This window comes from Streptomyces sp. NBC_00683 (assembly GCF_036226745.1).
Taxonomy (GTDB): Bacteria; Actinomycetota; Actinomycetes; order Streptomycetales; family Streptomycetaceae; genus Streptomyces.
In genome coordinates this window covers 2,154,764-2,176,292 of the sequence record NZ_CP109013.1, presented here as the reverse complement: position 1 = coordinate 2,176,292, position 21,529 = coordinate 2,154,764, and the positions used below count along the sequence as shown (strand labels likewise).

Annotated in this window: 15 protein-coding genes; 7 read left to right on the top strand and 8 right to left on the bottom strand. The window is 69.0% G+C overall.

Annotated elements, in window-relative coordinates:
• Nucleotides 1–86 precede the first annotated feature (86 nt).
• The gene (locus tag OG257_RS09525; RefSeq protein WP_329206476.1) at nucleotides 87–1,058 is read left to right on the top strand and encodes a GDP-L-fucose synthase family protein; all 972 of its coding nucleotides are present in this window, start codon (nucleotides 87–89) and stop codon (nucleotides 1,056–1,058) included.
• Between the two features lie 50 nt (nucleotides 1,059–1,108).
• Here the strand turns inward: OG257_RS09525 and OG257_RS09520 are convergent, their stop codons facing one another.
• From OG257_RS09520 to OG257_RS09505, 4 genes are all read right to left on the bottom strand, one after another.
• The gene (locus tag OG257_RS09520) at nucleotides 1,109–2,656 is read right to left on the bottom strand and encodes a sugar transferase (RefSeq protein ID WP_329206474.1); all 1,548 of its coding nucleotides are present in this window, start codon (nucleotides 2,654–2,656) and stop codon (nucleotides 1,109–1,111) included.
• Nucleotides 2,657–3,040: 384 nt separating this feature from the next.
• Nucleotides 3,041–3,589, bottom strand: a complete 549-nt coding sequence (locus OG257_RS09515; RefSeq protein WP_329206473.1) for a GNAT family N-acetyltransferase — start codon at nucleotides 3,587–3,589, stop codon at nucleotides 3,041–3,043.
• Between the two features lie 90 nt (nucleotides 3,590–3,679).
• The gene (locus OG257_RS09510; protein ID WP_329206472.1) at nucleotides 3,680–3,976 is read right to left on the bottom strand and encodes a DUF3303 family protein; all 297 of its coding nucleotides are present in this window, start codon (nucleotides 3,974–3,976) and stop codon (nucleotides 3,680–3,682) included.
• Nucleotides 3,977–4,171: 195 nt separating this feature from the next.
• On the bottom strand, nucleotides 4,172–5,710 hold the full coding sequence (locus OG257_RS09505) for a glycoside hydrolase family 43 protein (RefSeq protein ID WP_329206470.1): 1,539 nt from the start codon (nucleotides 5,708–5,710) through the stop codon (nucleotides 4,172–4,174).
• 466 nt (nucleotides 5,711–6,176) lie between these two features.
• Here OG257_RS09505 and OG257_RS09500 point away from each other — a divergent pair, with 466 nt between their 5' ends.
• From OG257_RS09500 to OG257_RS09475, 6 genes are all read left to right on the top strand, one after another.
• Nucleotides 6,177–6,653, top strand: a complete 477-nt coding sequence (locus tag OG257_RS09500; protein WP_329206468.1) for an SUKH-3 domain-containing protein — start codon at nucleotides 6,177–6,179, stop codon at nucleotides 6,651–6,653.
• Nucleotides 6,654–7,311: 658 nt separating this feature from the next.
• The gene (locus OG257_RS09495) at nucleotides 7,312–12,018 is read left to right on the top strand and encodes an RHS repeat-associated core domain-containing protein (RefSeq protein WP_329206467.1); all 4,707 of its coding nucleotides are present in this window, start codon (nucleotides 7,312–7,314) and stop codon (nucleotides 12,016–12,018) included.
• Complete coding sequence (locus OG257_RS37230) at nucleotides 12,015–12,692, top strand: Lsr2 family DNA-binding protein (protein ID WP_443054341.1); 678 nt, start codon at nucleotides 12,015–12,017, stop codon at nucleotides 12,690–12,692. Before OG257_RS09495 ends, OG257_RS37230 begins: the two co-directional genes overlap by 4 nt.
• A gap of 503 nt (nucleotides 12,693–13,195) precedes the next feature.
• Nucleotides 13,196–13,759 (top strand): dihydrofolate reductase family protein, encoded by a 564-nt coding sequence (locus tag OG257_RS09485; protein WP_329206465.1) that lies wholly within the window; start codon nucleotides 13,196–13,198, stop codon nucleotides 13,757–13,759.
• Nucleotides 13,760–13,918: 159 nt separating this feature from the next.
• Entirely contained in the window at nucleotides 13,919–14,977 is a 1,059-nt protein-coding gene (locus tag OG257_RS09480; protein ID WP_329206464.1) for a vWA domain-containing protein, read from the top strand.
• Nucleotides 14,978–15,183: 206 nt separating this feature from the next.
• Nucleotides 15,184–16,401: an FAD-dependent monooxygenase gene (locus tag OG257_RS09475; protein ID WP_329206463.1), complete on the top strand. Its 1,218-nt coding sequence runs from the start codon at nucleotides 15,184–15,186 to the stop codon at nucleotides 16,399–16,401.
• 81 nt (nucleotides 16,402–16,482) lie between these two features.
• Here OG257_RS09475 and OG257_RS09470 read toward each other — a convergent pair whose 3' ends face one another.
• The 4 genes from OG257_RS09470 to OG257_RS09455 are packed head-to-tail and all read right to left on the bottom strand — an operon-like array spanning nucleotide 16,483 to nucleotide 21,419.
• Nucleotides 16,483–17,211 (bottom strand): ABC transporter ATP-binding protein, encoded by a 729-nt coding sequence (locus OG257_RS09470; RefSeq protein WP_329214999.1) that lies wholly within the window; start codon nucleotides 17,209–17,211, stop codon nucleotides 16,483–16,485.
• Nucleotides 17,212–17,222: 11 nt separating this feature from the next.
• A complete protein-coding gene (locus OG257_RS09465) occupies nucleotides 17,223–18,095 on the bottom strand; it encodes an ABC transporter ATP-binding protein (protein WP_329206462.1) in 873 nt (290 codons plus the stop codon).
• Entirely contained in the window at nucleotides 18,092–20,215 is a 2,124-nt protein-coding gene (locus OG257_RS09460; protein WP_329206461.1) for a branched-chain amino acid ABC transporter permease, read from the bottom strand. Before OG257_RS09460 ends, OG257_RS09465 begins: the two co-directional genes overlap by 4 nt.
• A 1-nt stretch (nucleotide 20,216) precedes the next feature.
• A complete protein-coding gene (locus OG257_RS09455) occupies nucleotides 20,217–21,419 on the bottom strand; it encodes an ABC transporter substrate-binding protein (protein ID WP_329206459.1) in 1,203 nt (400 codons plus the stop codon).
• Nucleotides 21,420–21,529 lie beyond the last annotated feature (110 nt).

The window sequence follows — 21,529 nt, the reverse complement described above, 5'->3', positions numbered from 1 at the left end:
GGGCGGTTGGTTCACCGAAATATCAACATCTGAGCGCTTTGGGCAAAAGCTCACCCGGACGCGGTGCTGCTGGCACAATCCGAGCCATGACGACCGATATCCCCGGCCCGCCCCAGGAATCCGTCCGCCCCCTCCTACGCCCCGGCTCCCGCATATTCGTCGCGGGGCACCGCGGTCTCGTCGGCTCGGCGCTGGTGCGCCGCCTCACCGCCGACGGCCACGAGGTGGTCACCCGTGACCGCGGCGACCTCGATCTGCGTGACGCGGCACCGACCGAGGCGTTCCTGCGCGACGCCCGTCCGGACGTCGTCGTACTGGCCGCCGCCAAAGTGGGCGGGATCATGGCCAACAGCACCTGGCCGGTGCAGTTCCTGGAGGACAACCTGCGCATCCAGCTCAGCGTGATCGCCGGGGCGCACGCGGCGGGGACGGAGCGGCTGCTCTTCCTCGGCTCGTCCTGCATCTACCCCAAGCACGCCCCGCAGCCGATCCGCGAGGACTCGCTGCTCACCGGCCCGCTGGAGCCGACCAACGAGGCCTACGCGCTGGCCAAGATCGCCGGAATCGTGCAGGTCCAGTCCTACCGCCGGCAGTACGGCGCCTCGTTCATCAGCGCCATGCCCACCAACCTCTACGGTCCCGGTGACAACTTCGCCCTGGAGACCTCGCACGTCCTGCCCGCCCTGATCCGCCGGTTCCACGAGGCGAAGAGGGACGGTGCGCCCGAGGTCACCCTGTGGGGCTCCGGCACCCCCCGCCGTGAATTCCTGCACGTCGACGACCTCGCCGCGGCCTGTGTGCGGCTGCTGGAGTCCTACGACGGGGACGAGCCGGTCAACATCGGCTGCGGCGAGGACCTGACCATCAGGGAACTCGCCGAGACCGTACGGGATGTGACGGAGTATCAGGGGAGCATCGGCTGGGACACCTCGAAGCCGGACGGCACCCCGCGCAAGCTCCTCGACGTGTCCCGGCTCTCCTCCCTCGGTTTCAAGCCGCAGATCCCCCTGCGCGACGGCATCGCCCGCACCTACGCCTGGTGGCTCGGGCAGGGCTGACCGCCCCGCCCGGCACCCATGGGCTCCTCGTCCGAGTTCCTCCATCGCGATCAGTACGCCCCGCGGCCGTCGGTGACGGCCCGCACCGTACGGGCGAGGAGCCCCATGTCCGTGACCACCGACCAGTTGTCGACGTACCAGAGGTCCAGCGACACGGTCTCCTGCCACGAGAGGTCCGAGCGCCCGCTGACCTGCCACAGGCCGGTCAGCCCCGGCTTCACCGCGAGCCGGCGCCGCTCACGCTCGTCGTAACGCGACACCTCCTCGGGCAGCGGCGGGCGCGGACCTACCAGGGACATGTCACCCCGTAGCACGTTGAGAAGCTGCGGGAGTTCATCGATGGAGGTCCGGCGCAGCGCATGGCCGATCCGGGTCACCCTCGGGTCGCGGCGCATCTTGAACATCGGGCCTTCACTCTCGTTCGCCCCGGTGAGCTGCGCCTTACGGGTCTCCGCATCCGCCACCATCGTGCGGAACTTCCACATGGTGAAGGGCCTGCTGTGCCGTCCGTGCCGGATCTGGCGGTGGAACACCGGGCCGGGTGACGAGAACCGGACCGCCAGGGCGACCACGAACAACAGCGGGGCCAGCACCAGCAGTCCGAGCGCGGCACCGCTCCGGTCCACCACGGTCTTGAGCCAGGGCTGCGGACCGTGCCGCAGCGGAGGCGCGATGTGCAGCAGGGTCAGCCCGGCGGCGTCGGAGGGCCGCACGCGGCTCGCCGAGACGCCCGACAGTTCCGAGAGCACGCAGAGCGCGAGCCCGCTGTCGTGCAGGCCCCACGACAGCGGGCGCAGCCTCTCGTCGCCGAATTGCGGCCCGGGCACCACGAGTACGAGGTCCGCATCATGGGCGAAGGCACCGCCGAGCACCGTGGACACGTCGTCGTCCGCCGGCTCCGGGGCGAGCCGCCCCGGTACCGGTGTGTCGCAGCTCAGCTGCGCAGGTCCCACCGGAACGGCGGCCGCCACCGTGTACAGGTGGTCCGTACGGGAGCTGAGCAGGGTCACCGCCCGGTCCACCCCCGCGGCCCCGCCGACCACCAGCACCCGGCGTGACGCCTGCCGGTGGCGGGTGGAACCGGGCCTGCCCCGCAGTCCCGAGGCGAGCACGGTCACGGCCAGGCCGGGCACCAGCGCCAGGACCGCGGTCGCCGGGTCGAGGGATCCGCCCGCCGCCGCACACAGCACGGCGAGCACTCCGACGAGCACCAGCCAGTCGCCGACCGCACCGGGCGCCCCACCGGAGTCCGCCGGCAGCCGGTCCGTGTACCGGCCGCGCGCCAGGCGCACCCCGGTCCACACGAGTGTCGTCAGGGCGCCGATGATCAGTGGTCGCGGCTGATCGGCGGCGCTCAGGACGAGCCAGGCCGGAATACCGAGCCCCAGCGCGTCGGTCAGGACCAGGAGCGGCAGGCGCCGGCCCGGCTTCTTCTTCGTCCGCGGGCGGTCCGCGTCGTCGCGCTGTGCGGTCGGAGCTCTCCACAACTGTTCGAGAGCCGCCGTGCGGTTCCGGGACGCAGCGGTACGCGGCCGTGGTGCGCCCGCCAGTCCCACCGGCCCGGATATGTCTGATTCAGGTATTTCGACATGCCCCATGAACCCCCCAGCCACAGTTGCATCCCCACAAACGGGACGCATCCGCCGATCCCATGGACTGACGGATGCGCCCTCGCTCGGTGCACGATATCCACACACGTGCCATTTCGCTGGAGTTCTCGTGAAGTTCAGACACCGGCGGAGCGCCCGGCTCCGCGGCATTCCGGAGCGGATCTCGGGGTCTGTGCGTAGTTGTTGGGGTCTGGTGGCTTTGGGCAAGCGCTTGCGGCCGGGTGGAGGTCAGGCCATGTGCGCCCAGTTCAGGGCCATGTGATTGTCCGTCAAATTGACTTGAAAACAGGCGAGTTGACTCTCACCGGTCGCCGGGCCCGCTACCGACCGTGCCCTCGCCGCCCGATGCCGCTCCGCCGGCGCGGGCCACTTTCAGGGCGCGGCAGAGGGCTGGATGCGCCAGATCACGTTGATCCCCGACTCGCTCTGCGTATCCGGCCCGCCGGGAACCGGCGCACGCTCGATCTCGGTGAAACCCAGACGGCGGGGGACGGCTTCGCTCGCCCGGTTCGCCGCATCGTGGTGGATCTCTATCCGATCGATCTCCGGCAGGGCGAAACCCTGCCGGAGGAGGGCGGCAGCGGCCATGGTGGCGAGGCCCCGCCCGGTCCACCCCGGGTGGAGCCAGTAGCCGATCTCCAGCCCGCCGGTGCCGATCCGCCGCATGAGGCCGCAACTGCCGATCACCGCACCGCCTGAAGTGATCGCATAGCTGTAGGCCTGGCCGGACTCCCACTCGCCCTCGCTGCGAGTCAGGTAGTCGGCGATCGTGGTGTGGTCGTAGGTGGACGCCCAGGGCATCCACGGAAGCAGGTGGGGGAGCGATTCGGTGACCACGCGGTTCAAGGTCTCGACGTCGCTCGCGCGCCACCGGCGCAGCTCGACCTGGTCGAAGGCGAGGGTCTCGGCAGGCTGTTCCATGCACGGCATGCTTCCATCCCGATGCCGGGGAGGGCATCGGGACGGCCGAGGCTGCGCTGCGGTGCGAGCGGGCTGCCGGGGCGGAAGCGGTCAGCCCCGGTTCACCGCGGCGAGGCCCTTCTGCAGGTCCTCGCTGTTCATCACCGGCTGGATCTCGATCCTCGCACCGAGTCCCTCGAAGAGCGGCTCAGCGATGCTGGGCAGCTGTGAGCTGTCCTGCATGTCGAAGACGAAGGTGCAACAGCGCCCGCCGTCGCCCGGGCCGAAGTAGGCCGCCTCCGGCTTGAGCTGTTCGGCCATCGACTGCATGATCTTCTGCAGACTGCCGTTCTTGACGGCTTCGTTCGAGATCTGTGTGTCCATCCACGCCCGCAACATGACCCTCATGGCATCGCTCCTTCCGTCCGCCGCGACCGGCGCGGGCCCGTCCGCGCTCGCTGGGACCCGGGGGACATTCGGCTCAGCCTTTCCTCGAGTCATCGGGGCGGCAACATGTGGTGCGCCATCCGTGCCCCCGGCGTCCGGCCGCCCTGCGCGGCCCGATCCCGCCGAGGCGGAAGCCGGGCCGCGGGGGGTGGTCCGTCAGGCAGGCCGCAACTCGAACCAGTCGAAGGCCGCACTGCCGCGGGTGGCGTACATGCCGATGACGCGGCCGGTGAAGCCTCCGGCGACCTCGGTGGTGAGGTAGCGGCCGTCGAGCTCGGCCAGGATCTCGAAGTCGCCGTCGGCCGTCTCGTACCCCAGGCGGAGCGTGTCGGGGCCGCCGACGCGCAGGCCGGGCGGGACCGCGGCTTCCGGATCCGTGGGGCGAACGGTGACGGTGGGCGGCAGGACGTCGGTGGTGGTGACGTCGATCCGCAGGGTCACGGGGCCCGGCGGCAGGCTCCGTTCGGCGACGGTCTGGCGCAGCGGGCCGATCCTGGCCACGGCGCGGACCGTGCCCTCGCCGGTCTCCACCTGGTAGTGGTGAGCCTCGTCCATGCGTACCGTGAGCCCGGCACGGCCGCCTTCGTCGACACCGACCAGGGTGCGCGCGCTGCAGTCGGGATCGCGCTGGCGCCGTCCCACGAAGAGGGCGCCGGGCTTGTCGAGGCCGTCCGCGCGGGCGTGCAGAACGAGGTGGCCGGGCCGCTCGTCGAGGCGGACAGCCGCCGGGTCGTGCCGCCGGAGCGTCACCCAGGAAGGGGCGAGCGCGGTGGAGTCGAAGTCGTCCCGCTCCGGCTCGTGCTGCCAGGGCTGCGGCGGCAGCGCCGGAGCGGCCGCGTGCAGTTCCAGCGGCCCCGGCAGCGGCCATTCGTCCTCCCAGCGCACCGGGACCAGGAACGTCTCCCGGCCCAGTCCGTGGTACATCGGTGTGTCACCGCGCGGCCGGGTACCCAGCAGCACCATCCACCAGGTGCCGTCCTGCGCCTGCACCAGGTCGCCGTGGCCGGTGTTCTGCACCGGGTGGCCGGTACTGCGGTGGGACAGCACGGGGTTGGCGGGGTGCGGCTCGAACGGCCCCTGCACCGTCCGGGACCGGGCCACCGACAGTGCGTGACCGCGTTCCGTGCCGCCTTCGGACAGCAGCAGGTACCACCAGTCGCCGATCCGGTACAGGTGCGGCCCCTCGGGATACTGCAGCCCGCTTCCCGACCACATCGCCACCGGTTCGCTCAGCAGGTCGCCGGTCTTCGGGTCGATGCGTACCCCGCGGATCCCCTCCGAGGAGAACACGCACCAGCAGTTTCCCTCCTCGTCCCAGGCCAGGTCGGGGTCGATGCCAGGTATGCCGACCGGGACCGGGTCCGACCACGGCCCCGCGGGGTCCTGTGCGGTCACCAGGATGTTGCCGCCGCCGGCCACCACGGTCGTGATCAACCAGAACAGGCCGTCGTGGTAGCGGATCGTGGGCGCGTACACGCCGGTCGAGGACGGGGCGGTGTCGGGCAGGTCCAGCTGCGAGGGCCGGTCCAGCGCGTGCCCGATCAGCCTCCAGTGCACCAGGTCGCGGCTGTGCCACAGCGGCACGCCGGGTACGTACTCGAAGCTGGACGTCGCCACGTAGTAGTCGTCGCCAGCCCGGCAGATGCTCGGGTCCGGGCTGAAGCCGGGGATCACGGGATTGTCGAAGAACGTCATGCTCGTCCTGAGGGTTGGGCCGGGCAGGGAAGTCCCCTGTGGGGTTATGAAGTCAACTGCGCCAGGGAGGCGACGTGCGGGTGCCAACGGTCGCGCATGACGGGTGTTTCCCACCAGTTGTTTGGAAGTGCACGAAGGACACGGTGTGCCTCATCGGTCACCACCCTGCTCGTCCGGGTCGAGGTTACGTAGGGCCCTTCACGACGGACAACCCCAGGACCATGGATCTGGCCCGGCGGCTGTGCGAGCGGTATGGCGAGGCGGAGCTGGCCGGCACCAGCGCCAGTCACTACAGCAACGCCATGCGTCAAAGGTGCCAAGGTAGCGCTGGTATCGAATCGACTGCAAGGCACAGAAATGGGGATAACGTAAAGATCGGAACGGCGGAGTTTGCAAAGAGGCCTGTCGATTGTGCTCAAGAATACTCCCGTTGATCGGTGTCACGGTTAGGTAGGCGAGGGCGACTGTGCCGGTTCTTTCCACAGTTGAAGAAGTAGATGGGTGGCTGACGAGAGGCGGGTGGTACCCGGGACGCGATGTCGGGGAGGAGGCGTCAACCGAGGCGATCGCGGTCGTAGTTGAGCGGTATTGGGCCTACGGTGTGGAAATCGAGCCCCCCGCGCCCGCCCGCGCATTCATTCGGGAGCACGCGTTCCTCCGGGCTGTCATCGACACAGCACCGGAAAACTTCGCGATTTTCACGCCGCATATTGTATTCAAGGGGGATGCCGAGGAGACCTCTGAACTCGCCGGAGACCTCGGTGTACAGCTTTTCCCGGTGGGATACGACACCTATGACGGTTCCACCATTCTCATGGATGAGAATGGACGCTTCTTCTTTTCTCATCATACGGGGGCGTATTACCTCGGTCGTGAAAAATACGAGGCGATGATGAGCCTGATGGGCAGTGAGATGGAAGACGCCGAGGACTACTTTGTCTGAACCTTGTTCCTGGCGTGGCCGCCTCTCTGCTCGTCGGGGGTCAGATCTTCAGCCGAATGAATCTCGGTGACGAATGGCAGCCTGACCTTGCCCTGTTGTGAGAGATACCCGGCGCGAGCGCGCGAGGCCCGAACCACCTCACTCTCCAAGCCTTCATCGCGCCGGAGTCCGCGGCAGGTCGCCCAGGACATCGGGATCGCCCGCCAGGTCCGGCCGCTCGTCGGGTGGACCCAGGGTGAAGGCTTGCGCCGCCTTGCGTACGCACTGAGGCCCTTCATCGACCAGGGGCTGGACGTTCACGACATCAGCGCCGACCTGACCTCTTGGTGGCTCGACTGGCGCCCGGCGCAGCCCGCCGCGTACATCACCGCTCGGCTCCGCATCAGAGCGGCGCCGCAGGAAGCCTCCGCGGAGGATGTCCACCCCGGACACCACCGACCCGGCTGGCAATCCGGCATGGCAGGCATGGTTGCGAACAGCGCGCCACCGCACCGCAGTCTTCCGCAACCTCTGCGGGACACGCCTGTGTTGTGACGCGGTAAAGCGCATCTCGTGAACCTGAGGGAGGCGGGAGAGTCTCCCATGATCATCTCGTGGCATGCTTGCTAATCGCTTTGTGGGTTGAGCTGATGAGCTGTGAACCGGGGGATGTTGCTTCGTGGGGTACACGATTCCTGAGGGCGTCGACACGATGCTCGATGTGGTCGGTGTGGGCTGGCCGAACGTCGATGAGGACGCGTACCGCGATATGGCGGACGCACTACGGGAGTTCGGGGACGACGCGGACGACGACGCGTACGCGGCCTACCAGCACATCCAGAAGCTGCTCGCGAGCGGACAGAGCGAGTCGCTGACCGCGTTGGACAAGCACTGGTCGAAGGTGCAGGGCAAGCACAAGGACCTGGCGAAGGCGGCGCGTCTCGTCGCCGGTGCGCTGGACAGGGTCGCGGACATCATCGTGGCCCGGAAGATAGCCGCCGTGGCTGAGCTGGCGGACCTGGTCGCGACGGTGGGAATCACCCTGGCGTTTGCACCGGTGACGGCCGGCCTGTCGACGCTCCTGGCGGGCGCGAAGATCGCAGCTACTCGTATCGCCTTCAAGCGGATCCTGAAGGAAATGGCCGAGGCGGCGGTGTCGGAGATTGTCGCGACGCTCACCGAGCCGGCGGTCGCCGCGATCGAGAACATCGTGGCGGACCTGGCTGTTCAGACGGCGCTGAACGTCGCGGGTGTGCAGGACGGTTACAACACCGGCCAGACGGCACAGGCGGGCAAGGACGCGCTGCGGATCAACTCGGTGGGTGGGTCGGGCGGTCCGGGTCCGGGTCCGGGTGGCGGCCCGGTGATCGACCACGATGCGCACAGCAAGGCCGGTATGCACCTGGCCGGCGTGCAGATCACGATGCGTGAGAAGACGGGCGGCAAGCTCGGCAAGGCCAAGGGGCACCACGGCCGGGCCAAGGGCAAGGATTCCCTGACCGCTGTGCTCGACACCACGATCGAGGGGGTGGTGGAGAAGCTGGGTAAGGCGCTCGGTGACCTCGGCGACCACGTGGGCAAGACAGTGCCCAACGGCCTTACCAGGAGTTCCAAGACCCACAAGGATACCGACCACGATATTCGTGACGGACTGAACAAGGTCACCTCGGGCGATGCCAAGGGTGACGGCAAGGGCGAACGGCGTGTGGACGACGGAGGGGGACGCCGCCGCCCGCCACCCTCGATGCGCAACGCACAGGAGGACCCGCGAAGCAATGCGGTCTCCCTGTCCAAACGGCGCTGCGCGACGGACCCCGTCGATGTCGCCAGTGGGCAGATGGTGCTGCCACAGACTGATCTGGCACTGCCCGGAGTCTTGCCGCTCGTGCTCCGGCGCACCCATATATCCGACTATCGCTACGGTCACTTCTTTGGAATCAGTTGGGCATCCACTCTGGACGAGCGTCTGGAACTTCTCGGCACGGGTGCCGCCTGGGCGCGCGAGGACGGTTCCGTACTCCTCTACCCGGCTCTGCCCGACGAGGACGCGGAGCTGTGTCCCGTCGAGGGCGAGAGGCTTCCGCTCACGCGTGGGGACACCACGGCGACGGGTGATACCACGTACGTGGTGACGGACCCGCTCACGGGGCTGATCCGCAGATTCACCGGCAACCCCTACCGTGGCGGCTTGTACTGGTTGTGCGAGGTCGAAGACCGCAACGGCAACGCCATCCGGATTCACCGCGACGAGTACGGCCTGCCCGCCGCCGTGCTGCACGAGGGCGGCTATCGAGTGCGGGTCACTTCCGACACGCAACTCGGGCGCGTCACCGGTCTGTCGCTCCAGACTCCGCAGGGCCCTGTCCCCGTGGTGGCTTTCGGCTTCGATAGCGACGCAAGCCTGGAAATGGTCACGAACTCCTCAGGAATTCCCCTGAGTTTCACCTATGACCAGGACAAGCGGATCACCTCGTGGACCGACCGAAACGACTCGACCTATCGGTACGTCTATGACGATTCAGGACGTGTGATCCGCACGATCGGCCCCGAGGGGTTCCTGTCCTCCTCCTTCGCCTACGGGTCCCGTACCGAGACCGGTGACCGGATCACCCAGTTCACGGACGCAACCGGTGCCACCGCGGCTTTCCACCTCAACGACCGCCACCAGGTCGTAGCCGAGACTGACGCCTTGGGGAACACCACCCAGTACACCTTCGACGCCTACGACCGGATGCTGACGGTAACCGACCCGCTTGGCCACACGACGAGGCTCGATCGCGATGAGGCCGGCAACGTTATTGCCATGACCGCGCCGGACGGTGAACGCACCACTGCGGTCTACAACGAGCAGCGTCTGCCGATCGAGATCGTCGAGCGTGGCAGAAGACGCTTCCGGTACGAGTACGACGCAGCAGGCAACCGCACCGCCGTGATCAACCCGGTCGGCGAGCGAACAGATTTCGTGTTCGACAGCACAGGCGCTGTTACCGAGGTCCGCCCACAAGCAGGCGGAGCGGTCGTTGTCTCGAACAATGCGGCAGGGATACCGCTGGCTGTCACAGCGGCCACCGGGGCCACAGCCACCAGCACCCGGAACTGCTTCGGCCGCATCACCGCGGTCACTGACGCGGAGGGCGGCACCCTTCGCCAGGAATGGACCGTCGAAGGCCGGCTGTCCTGCCGCGAACTGCCTGACGGCACCCGAGAGGAGTGGAGCTGGGACGGTGAGGGCAACCTTCGGACCCATACCGACCGCATGGGGCGCACCGTTACCCACAACTACACCCACTTCGATGTACCGGTCAGTTCCCGCAGCGGCGACGAGCCCGGCTACCACTTCACCCACGACAGTGAACTGCGTCTGACCAAGGTCACCGACACCCGCGGCCGGGAGTGGACGTACGTCTACGACCAGGCTGGACGGCTCGTGAGGGAGACCGACTTCGACGGACGCACCCTGATGTACCAGCACGACGCGGCCGGCCGCCTGACGAAGCGAACCAACATGGAAGGACAGAGCCTTGTCTACCGACGTGACGCCCTCGGCCGAGTTGTCCAGGTGTCCCACGACGACGACGTGGTCTCGTCCTTCTCCTACGCGCCGACGGGCAGCCTCCAGGAGATAGCCAGTCCTGAGGCACGCGTCACCCTCGAAACAGATGAAGCCGGTCGGATCGTTGCCGAGACGGTCAACGGGCGCACCTTCCGATACGCCTACGACGCACAGGGCCGACGCACGTGGCGGCGTGCCCCCAGCGGCGCCGAGAGCAGCCTTGAGTACGGGCTCGAAGGCCTCAGCGCCTTCACAGTCGGAGAGCACACCTTTCGCTTCCAACGCGACGCGCTCGGCCGGGAGACCTCCCGAAGCCTGGACGATTCACTGGCTGCGCGGCAGGAGTGGGACGAGGTCGGACGGCTCACGCGGCACAGCGTCAGCATTCCCGAGGCTGAGATCCTCGAGAGAGTCTTCACCTACCAGCCCGACGGTGCGCCGGTCGGCATCGACGACAGCATCACGGGCCGCCGCACATTCACCCTCGACATGGCCGGCCGAATCACCGGTGTGCAGGCCCGGGGTTGGAGCGAGCAGTACTCCTACAACTTGGCCGGCGACCAGACCCGGGCCGATCTTCCCGCGCGGGCCCCTGGGCAGGACAGCGCCGGTGAACGTCTCTACGACGGCACCCGCCTGTCCCGATCGGGAAGAACGCACTACACCTACGACGTGCAGGGCCGACTGACCTCGCGCAGCGTTCGAACCCTCAGCGGAAAACGGCAGACCTGGACCTTTGAATGGGACGCCGAAGACCATCTGGTACAGGTGCACACCCCTCAGGCAACTGTCTGGCGCTACCTCTACGACGGCCTCGGCCGCAGGATCGCCAAGGTGCAACAGGATCCGGACGGGGCCGTCCTCGAACGCATCGAATACAGCTGGGACGGCGCCCAACTGGCAGAGCAGCGGACCGGAAACACCGTTCTGGTGTGGGACTACGCCGGCCTGTACCCGCTCGCGCAGCGTGAGACGAAGCACCACGGCGACGATCAGCAGGACGTGGACCGCCGATTCTTCGCCATCGTCAACGATCTGACCGGCAGCCCGCACTACATGGTCTCCCCGGACGGAGCCGTGGCCTGGCGGGCGCGCTCCACGGTCTCGGGCGCCACACAGTGGAACAGCGACGCCACCGCGTACACACCTCTGCGGTTTCCTGGGCAGTACTTCGATCCGGAGACCGGACTCCACTACAACGTCCACCGCTATTACGACCCGCAGACAGGGCGCTACATCAGCCCGGACCCGCTGGGGCTGGCGCCGGCGGCGAACCACTACGCCTACGTGCCCAACCCGTTCACCATGGCTGACCCCTTGGGGTTGGCGGGCTGCTCTCCGGACCACACTTGGGGCGGCAAAGTCGTATTCGCCCAGGACGAGCACGGTCGGCCGAACGAGATGCATGCGACCGTCACGCGCGACATGCTCGATCAAGGCACCCATGCCAACAATGGGCTGCGACCACCAGGTTTTCTCCACGGCAACGATTACAACCAGGCACGCGGGCACATGCTGGCTCGAATGCTGGGAGGCACCGGCGACAGCCTGGACAATCTATTCACCATCACGCAGAACCCGACCAACAGTCCCCATATGCGTGACCTGGAGCAACAGATCTACGATGCTGTATCAGGCGCCCCCTCTCAGGGCGTCGCCGGCCAGACGATTCAGTACAGCGTCTACCTCGAGTACACCGACGACAACGCGAACTCCGTGCCGTCGCGCATCTACATGGCGGCTGATGGCTCCAACGGCTTCAGGCTCGACACCGACTTCGTCAACCCCGACCACGCGGCGCAACAATCCCGTCGTCGTCAAGGAATCCAATGACCGACCTCAACGACCTCACTCGGCTCTGTCCGCCCCCTGACCAGGCCATGGCCATCCGATGGGACAGGATCGAAGCCGACCTCGGCATGGCGCTGCCGCGGGACTACAAACAGCTCGCTGACCGCTACGGGCCGGGGGCCTTCAACGACTACCTGCGCCTCTTCCACCCCCACGGCGTGACCGAGTTCGTCAACATCACAGGCCCTGTGCCGGGCCGTATCCGCGCCCAATTGCAGAAGGATTACGACCAGGGCACACACCCCGTCCCCTACGATCCCGACACGCTCTTCACCTGCGGCGCGACGGACAACGGCGAGTACCTCTTCTGGATCACCGACCCCGCAACCGAACCCGACCGCTGGCACATCGCGGTCAACGAGGCCCGTGGCCCCGGCTGGTTCACCTATGAGGGAAACGCCACAGCTTTCCTGGTCGCAGTCCTCGGCAGGCAACTTCAGGTGCCCCTGTTTCCGCCCAGCTTCGTCGAGGGCCCCGCACACTTCACACCCTCACGCCCGACCCTCTGGAAGCCTCCACCCCTTTCCGACGCACAGCCTGTCGACACCGGAGCGATCCGATCCTGGGCACGGGCCAACGGCTACGACGTCCCGTCACGGGGGCGGATCCCGCCCGAGATCCGCGAAGCCTGGGAACGGGCCACTTCGGGGGAATGAAGGCTCCGACCTTGCGGTGATGGCTGACCCCGCTGCTCGGTCAGGACGCCGAGCCGGGACCTGTCCCACACGGCCGCCCTGGTCGCCGCCGAGCCGGCGGCCGACGCGCGTACTTCCGGTGGGAGGAACCGAGCATCGTCTTCGCCGGTCCGGACTCGGGCGTCGAGAACAGCAGGCGGAGCGGTGGCACGTCCTTCCTCGACGAGGTGTGGGCGGCCGCTCCGTCCACCTCCCGGGCCACCTTCCGCGGGCGCGCACAGTCGGTGACGGCGCGCTGGGTCGGCGAGGGCCTGAAGACGGAGGCCCAGGGCCGACGCGTCGAGGAGACGGCCGGGAGTGCCCCGCTCGGGTGACACCGGTCCCGACAGCCGAGCCGAGCCGGTGGGCCTCGCCATCGATCGAGTCCCGCATCGGGGTCGCCGCAGCGGAAGCCCGCGAGCCGCGATGAGTTCTGCGGCGTCCGGCGGTCATACTGTCGAACCCGCTCCCGAGGAGGCCTCCTGATGCGCAGCGTGACCTATGCGATGAACGTCTCGCTCGACGGCTACATCGTCGGGCCGGACGGCACCTTCGACTGGACGGCGCCCGACGAGGAAGTCTTCCGCTTCTGGATCGACGAGACCCGGAAGCTCGGCGTACACCTGCTGGGACGACGGCTGTACGAGACGATGCTGTACTGGGAGACCGCCGACCAGGACTCGTCGCTCGACGACTCGGACCGTGAGTGGACCGCACTCTGGACGCGGCTTCCCAAGGTGGTGTTCTCCACGACGCTGTCGGCGGTGCAGGGCAATGCCCGCCTGGCCTCCGGCGGCCTCGCGGAGGAGATCGAGCGGTGGCGGGCCGAGCCGGGGGAAGGCGACATCGCGATCGGCGGCGCGACGCTCGCCGCCGAGGCGGCAGCGTTGGATCTGATTGACGAGTACCGGGCGATGGTCTACCCGGTGCTGGTCGGCGGTGGCATTCCGTTCTTTCCCCGGGGCGAGCGCCGCGTGGACCTCGAACTCGTCGAGACCCGCACCTTCAACTCGAAATTCGTCTACCTCCGCCACCGCGTGGCGCGCTAGCCGGCCTGGTTCGTACGGCCGCCCCCGAGGTCGTTGCCGCGGTCCCGCTCGGGCGCTCATCCGACGGGGCTCACGGTGATCGTCCGTCAAACCCCGTTGTCAGTGCCTCCCCCTAGGTTGGAAGCATCAGTCGGGGAGCCTCGGAGGGGGAGTGGACGCGTGTCCGCCAACAAGATCCAGCACAAGGTCAATCACGTCGCGCTCGTAGTGGACTGTTCGGGTTCCATGCACCAGCACCAGAGTCAGCTCATCCGCGTCGTGGACGAGTTCGTGGCGGGGCTGAAGGCCGAGTCGGACAACCTCGGCCATGAGACCCGGATCAGCCTCTACTCCTTCGACCACAGGGTCGAGAACCTGGTGTGGGACATGGACGTGAAGCACCTGCCGTCCATGCGAGGTCTGTACAAGGTCAACAACGGCGCCACTGCCCTCATCGAGGCATCTCTGAAGTCCCTGGACGACCTGGGGCACATCTGGGAGGAGTACGGAGAGCACAGCTTCCTCCAGATCGTGGTCACGGACGGCGAGGAGAACGCCTCCGGCGGCGACAGGCGGCACGACGGCGACATGACCATCCTCGGGCCCTGGCTCGACAGGATCGCGGCGAAGATGGGCGCGCTTCCGGGCCACTGGACTTCCGCGATCCTCGTCCCGAACTCCCTGGCGAAGCGCACCGCCCAGAACTACGGCTTCCCGGCCGGGAACATCGCCATCTGGGACGCGGATTCCAAGGAGGGCGTCGAGGAGGCGATCGGCACGGTGCGCGCCGCCGCCACCAGCTTCCTCCGGGGCCGTGAGCAGGGTGTGCGCGGTACGAAGAACCTGTTCGCCGTCGGTCAGGACATATCCGTCGACGACGTGCGGGCGAACCTCGAACCGGTCTCGGCCGACAAGTACCGGCTCCTGAAGGTCGACAAGGAGGTCGAGATCCGGGCCTTCGTCGATTCGCATCCGGGCGTCACCTACGAACGCGGCTCCTGCTACTACCAGTTGGGCACCCGGGTCCAGGTTCAGCCCGACAAGGAAGTCATCGTGGTCGAGAGGGACACCGACCGCGCCTACACGGGTGAAGCAGCCCGCAGCCTTCTGTTCGGTACGGGTATCCACGGGACGGTCTCCGTGAAGGCCGGCAACAATCCCAAGTTGGAGGTCTACGTGCAGAGCCGTTCGGTGAACAGGAAGCTCAAGGCGAATACGCGTCTGCTCATCATGCTCTGAGGGGCGGGGATCGCCGGTGAGGTACCCCGCGCATCCGTGCCGTGCGCCGTTCGTCGGCCGGGCGCTCCTCGATAGGGTTCCGTCCGGGTCCTGACCGCAGAGGATCGGGACAACGGGCGCCGTTTCAGGCCGAGTTGTGACCGGTCCTGCAGACGCGGCAGCACCCGGAACGGCGACCGGAGAACCGAGTGAGTGGAGAACCAGTCATGCGTGGAGGCAGCATCGCCGTGGTCGGCGGCAGCATAGCGGGGTGTGCCGCGGCCCTGGCCGCGGCCCGCGGCGGGGCCGAGAAGATCACCGTGTTCGAGCGTGCCGACGCCCGACTCCGTGACAGGGGAGTGGGTATCGCCCTTCACAGCGACCGGTACGACGAACTGAGGGACGCCGGGTACGTGGCACCGGAGATGCCCTGGGCGCCACTGACCCGGCGGGTCTGGAGCGCGCGCGACGGCGAGGCGGACCACGGCCGGGCCATCGGCGAGCAGCCTTTCCCGTTCCGCGCCTACAGCTGGGGCTCCCTGTGGAGCGAACTGCGCCGCCGGGTGCCCGAGGAGGTCTCCTACCGGTCCGGTGCGGTGGTCACCGGCGTGGACCCGGACGCCGACGGCGTGACGCTGCGGCTCGCGGACGGATACGAGGAGCACTTCGACGTCGTGATCGGGGCGGACGGGTACCGCTCCGTCGTCCGTGAGGCCATGTTTCCCGGCGCCGACGCGACGTACGCGGGTTACATCGGCTGGCGCGGTACGTCGAGGGACGTCGCCGATCTTCCCTCCGAGGGCAACGACGCTCACAACATCGTGTTCCCCGGCGGCCACTGCATGATCTACCGGATCCCGGACGGAGCCGGCGGCCACCTGCTCAACTGGGTCCTCTACACCGCGCCCCCGCAGACCGAGGGCCTCCACCCGGACCTGCGGACCCCGACCTCCCTGCCGCCGGGTCGGCTCAACTCGGAGCTCACCGCGCACCTGCGTGCCCTCGTCTCCGACAACTTCCCGCCGTACTGGGCGGCCAGGGTGCTCCGTACCCCCGCCGAGACCACGTTCATCCAGCCCATCTACGACCTCGAGGTGCCGCAGTACACCTCGGGGCGGATGGTGCTCGTCGGCGACGCCGCCAGCGTCGCCCGGCCGCACATCGGCGGCGGCAGCGTGAAGGCGCTCCAGGACGCCACCGCGCTGGAGGCCGCCTGGGTGGCCGGCGACAGCTGGAAGGAGGTCCTGGAGAGGTACGACGCCCAGCGCGGCAGCGTCGGGGCAGCCATGGTCGCGCTCGCCCGCAGGATGGGCAGCGCGCAGGTCGAGAACACGCCCGACTGGTCCGCCATGGGCCAGCCGGAGTTCGACGTGTGGTGGCAGGACCAGAACAAGGGCTCCGACCGGCGCAGCGGCTTCGGCGGACACAGCATCAAGGCCGGGTAGTGCAGCGGTAAGGGGAAGGGGGCGGTGACTGACCGGTGTGACGGTCAGTCACCGCCCTGTGCCCCCGTATGCCGTCGCGTCTCAGGCCGCCGTCGGTGAGAGTTCGAGCGCGGCGTGCAGCGCGGTGGCATCTGCGCGGGCGTCCGCGCCGTCCAGCCGCAGCGTCATCCGCCCCGAGGTGAGGACCGTGAGCGTACGGGCGCATTCGGCCGCCCGGTCCGGGCTGGGGGACACCAGGAGTACGGCGATGCCCTCGTCCGCCAGCGTGGTCACCAGCTCGTGGACCTGCCGGACGAGCAGGGGCGCGAGCCCCTCGGTCGGCTCGTCGAGCAGCAGCACGCTGGGGGAGCCGAGCAGTGCGCGGGCCAGCGCCAGCATCTGCTGCTCGCCGCCGGACAGATCCGCACCCCGGTTGCCCCGGCGCTCGCCCAGCCGGGGCAGCAGCTCCAGGACGCGTGCGGGGGTCCAGACGCTGGGGCGCGTGGTGTCGCCGCGGCGCGGCGGACGGTAGGACAGCCGCAGGTGCTCGGTGACGGTGAGCCCGGCGAACACGCGGCGGCCCTGCGGTACGAGGCCGATTCCGGCGCGGGCGATCCGGTGGGCGGGCTGCCCGGTCACGTCCCGGCCGTCCAGGCGTACGGTGCCGGCGTGCGGGCGCATCAGTCCGGCGACGGTGTGGACGAGCGTGGTCTTGCCCGCGCCGTTGTGGCCGACGACGGCGTGGACCGTGCCGGCCGGCACGGACAGGTCGAGGCCGTGGAGGACGGTACCGCCGTGGTAGCCCGCGGTCAGGCCGGTGAGTTCGAGCATGGGGGCGTCGGTCATCCTCTCGCTTCGGTGCTTGACGGGTCGGCGGTGGACACGGCGACGTTCTCGATGCCGGCCTCCGGGGCATCGGCCTTTGCCCCGGCCCTGCCCGTCGTCGTGCCGGTGGTGTGGTACGCGTCGCGAACCTCGGGGTGTGCGAGTGCTTCCTGGGTCGGACCGGTGACGAGCACCCGTCCGGCCGCCAACACCGTCACACTCGTGGCGAGTTGCGCGACGACCTCGACGTGGTGCTCGACCAGGATGATCGCGACGCTCTCCGGCAGGCCGCCGAGGATGCCGAGCAGCCGCCCGATGTCCCCGTCGGTCAGCCCGGCCGCCGGTTCGTCCAGGAGCAGCAGGCGCGGGTTGCCTGCCAACGCGGCGGCGAGGTCGAGCATGCGGCGCTGTCCGTGGGAGAGCGTGGAGGCCGGCCGGTGGGCGAGGTCCGCGAGGCCGACGGTCTCCAGGTGACGGCCCGCCGACTCGGTGTGCAGCCGGTAGCGGGACGGGCTGCGCCAGGCACCCCGGCGCTTCGGGTGGTGCGGCCAGCCGGCCAGTACGACGTTGTCCAGAACCGTCAACTCGGATATGACCGAAGGCTGTTGGAAACTGCGGGCAATGCCCAGGCGGCTGCGCCTCGCGGTGGCCACATGGGTGATGTCCGCGCCGTCCAGGGTGATCGTGCCGTGGTCGGGCCGGTCGGTTCCGGCGATGAGGTTGAGCAAGGTGGTCTTGCCCGCCCCGTTGGGACCGATGACGGCGTGCCGGGCGCCGGCGGGGAGCCGCAGGCTGACGTCGTCGACGGCGGTGAGGCTGCCGTACCTCCGGGTGAGGCGGGTGAGGTCCAGTACCGGGGGTTGTGCTGCGGCGGTCGGTGCGGGCGTCATGGGGAGACCTTCCCGGCGGTGGTCGGGGTGTGTGCGGAGGCGGGCGAGGCCGGGGGACGGCCGTCGGGCCGGGGCCCGTCGGACGCCGGCCCGTCCCGGCCGGGTCCGCCGCGCAGGCCGGCGAGACCGCGGGGCAGCAGGTACACGGTGGCGACGAACAGCGCGCCGAGCAGGAGCGGCCCGTGGCCGGGCCACGAACCGGCGACCCAGTCCCGGGTGGCGACGATGAGCCCGGCGCCCATCAGGGCGCCGATGACGGACGTCGTGCCGCCGATGACGGCCGCCAGCAGGGCGAACGCGGCGATCTCGAAGCCGACGTCGGCGGGGGAGAGGTACTGCTGGACGGTGACCATCAGCGAGCCGCCCACACCGGCCAGCGCGCCGGCGCAGATGTGCGCCACCAGCAGGTAGCGCCCCACCGGGTGCCCCGAGGCGCGCATCCGCGCCTCGGCACCCCGGGTGCCGGTCAGCAGCTTCCCGGCCGGGGAGCGCAGCACGAGCAAGGTGACGGTGACGGCGACGACGGCGACGACGAGTGCGTAGGTGTAGAGCTCGCTCTCCTCGAACATGCCCTCCCCGCCCCACAGCGCCTGGGTGGCCGGGAAGCCGACGAGACCGTCGGCGCCGCCGGTGACGGACTTGATCTGGTTGATGACCGCTCCGCTGAGCTCACCGATGGCGAGCGTGATCATCAGCACGGTGGTGCCACGGGCCCGGATCACGGCCGGTCCCGTCACCACTGAGAAGACCGCTGCCGCGAGCGCCGAGAGGACGATCTGGACCGGACCTATCGTCCACCCGGCTTCCGCGAGGTTCGCGGTGGCGTACGCGCCGACGGCGAACGGCGCGGTCTGCCCGAGCGTGGGCAGCCCGGCGTAGCCGGTGAGGATGGTGACGCTGACCGCGAGCAGCCCCAGAGCCAGGGCGGAACCGGCCAGCGAGATGCTGTACGCGTCGAGCATCCCCGGCAGTGCGATCAGCACCGCGAGCAGCACGAGCAGCGGAGCGGCCTGCCGCCACGCGGCCCCACGCGACAGCCACCCGATGCCCGTGAGCGCGCCCCTGTTCTTTCCCGGCGAGAGCACCGCATCGGCCCAACGGGCTTTCTCCGGAGAGGCCTTGGTGTCACCTGTTTCGGAAGCCGTGGCGACCTGGCCCGCCACGGGCGACCTGTTCGGCCGCCGTCGCAGCCGCGCGGAGAGGTGCCGGCGCAGCCGGGCCAACGGGTCCGCGGCGGGGCCCTCCGTGCCGTGCGCGGTCGCAGGTTCCGCGAAGCGGGAGCGGAGCACCAGCACGGCCGCCATCGCGGCGAAGAGCAGGTACGGGGCCAGGTCGGGTGCCACCGAGATGCCCAGGGTCTGTACCTCGCCCACGGCGACCGCCGCCGCGAGCGTCGCCCACAGCGAGCGCAGCCCGCCGAGCACGACCACCACGAGGGACAGCATCAGCACGTTCTCCGACGTGCCCGGCCCGGGACCGATGATCGGTGCCCCGAGCACGCCCGCGGCACCGGCCAGCGCACCCGCCGCCGCGAGCACACCGGTGTGCACCGCCCGGGGGTTGTGGCCGGTGGTCGCGAGCATCTGCGGGTCGTCGGCGGCGGCCCGTACCGCCGCACCCATGCGGGTGCGGGTCAGTACCCACGTGCCGAACGCCGCGAGCAGCACGGCCATCATGATGAAGCCGAGCCGGTACGCGGGGTACCGGTGGCCCAACAGCGTCACCGAGGAGTCGAGCGCCTCGGGGACGCGTACCGGAAGCTCGTCCGCCCCGAAGAACTGGATGAGCAGGTCACCGCCGACCAGGGCGAGCCCGAACGTCAGCAGTGCTTGAGCGAGATGCCCACGCCTGGCGAGCGGAGCCGTCGCGGCGGACAGCCCCGCCCCGGCCACGCACGCCGCCGCCGTTCCGGCGGCCAGCCCGAGGGCGAGGCCGCCCCAGGTTCCGTCGCTCAGCTCGGCCCCCGTGTAGGCGCCGATCGCGTACAGGGTGCCGTGCGACAGATTCAGCACGCCCGCGGTGCCGAAGGCGAGACTCAGACCGGCGGCGACCACGAACAGCAGCAGCCCGTAGGCCACCCCGTCCACCGCCGGTATGAGGTGGGCATCCAGGAGTTCCATGTCAGCCGCCGAGCGTGGCCAGGTCCTGGACCATGACGTTGGCCAGCTGGGCACCGTCCGGCCGTACCTGGCGCAGGTACCAGGTCTGCACCGGGGAGTGCGCCTTGTCGCCGAACTCCCAGGCGCCGCGCGGGCTGTCGATCTGGCCGAGGCCCGCGATGGCCTTGTTGATGGTCTTGGGCGTCACGTCTCCGCCCTTCGCCGCATCGGCGATCGCCTTGTCGAGCACGGCGGCAGCGTCGTACGACGCCATCGCGTACGTGGTGGGCTGCGTGTCGTGCTCGGCGGTCCAGTCGGCGGCGAACTTGCGGTTGGCCTCGTTGTCGAGGTCGGCCGCGTAGTTCAGGACCGAGTAGATGTCCTTCGCCGCGGGGCCCTGGGCCTGGAGCACACTGCCCTCGGTGACGAAGGCCGTGTACAGCGGCAGATCGGCGATGTCGGACTGGGCGTACTGCTTCGCGAAGTCGATCGCGGCCTTGCCGGCGTAGAAGCAGTACACCGCCTTGGCGTCCGTCTTGGCGATGTCGGCGAAGTACGGCATGAAGTTGGTGGTCTTCGGGAACGGCGTCCAGGTGGTCTTGCCGCCCGGGTTGGCGAGCTTGCCCTTGACCCGCTTGAACTCGTCGGTGAAGCCGCGCAGTTCGTCGTAGCCGCCCTGGTAGTCGGGGCCGATCGCGTAGACCGGTCCGTCGACCTTCTCCTTGACGTACGGGGCGATGGCCTTGCCCGGCTCGTCGGACAGGAAGCTCGTCGTCCACACGTACTCGAGGTCCTTGATGGGCGGCCGGCCGTTCGAACCCAGGAAGGGGATCTTGGCCTGGTTGACCAGCGGCAGCACCGCGTTGACCGAGCCACCGCTGACGAGACCCGTCAGGACGTCGACCTTGTCCTTCTTGACCAGCTTGGTGGCCGCGGGAACGGCGGTCGGCGGACCGTCGCCTTCGTCCGCCACGATGAGCTCGACCTTGCGTCCGCCCAGCTTCTTTCCGTGGGTGTTCAGGTAGAGCTCGAAGCCGGCTCGCAGCTCGGTGCCGACCGGCTCGTAGGTGCCGGACAGGGAGGCCACCAGGCCGACCTTCACGGTGTCGTCGTCGGCACCGCTGTCGCTGCTGCATCCGGTGACGGCTGCCAGACCGAGGGCGAGGGCGGCGGCGCCGGCCGGCCGGAATCTGCGGCGGCGGGGACTGGATATGTCGAAGAACATGAGGGCTCTCATCAGGAGTATCGGGGGCATGGGTCGGAACAGGCGGAACGGGTCGGAGCCCGCAGTCGAGCGGGCCCGGCGCGGGGGGTGGTGCCGCCGGTCGTACGGGT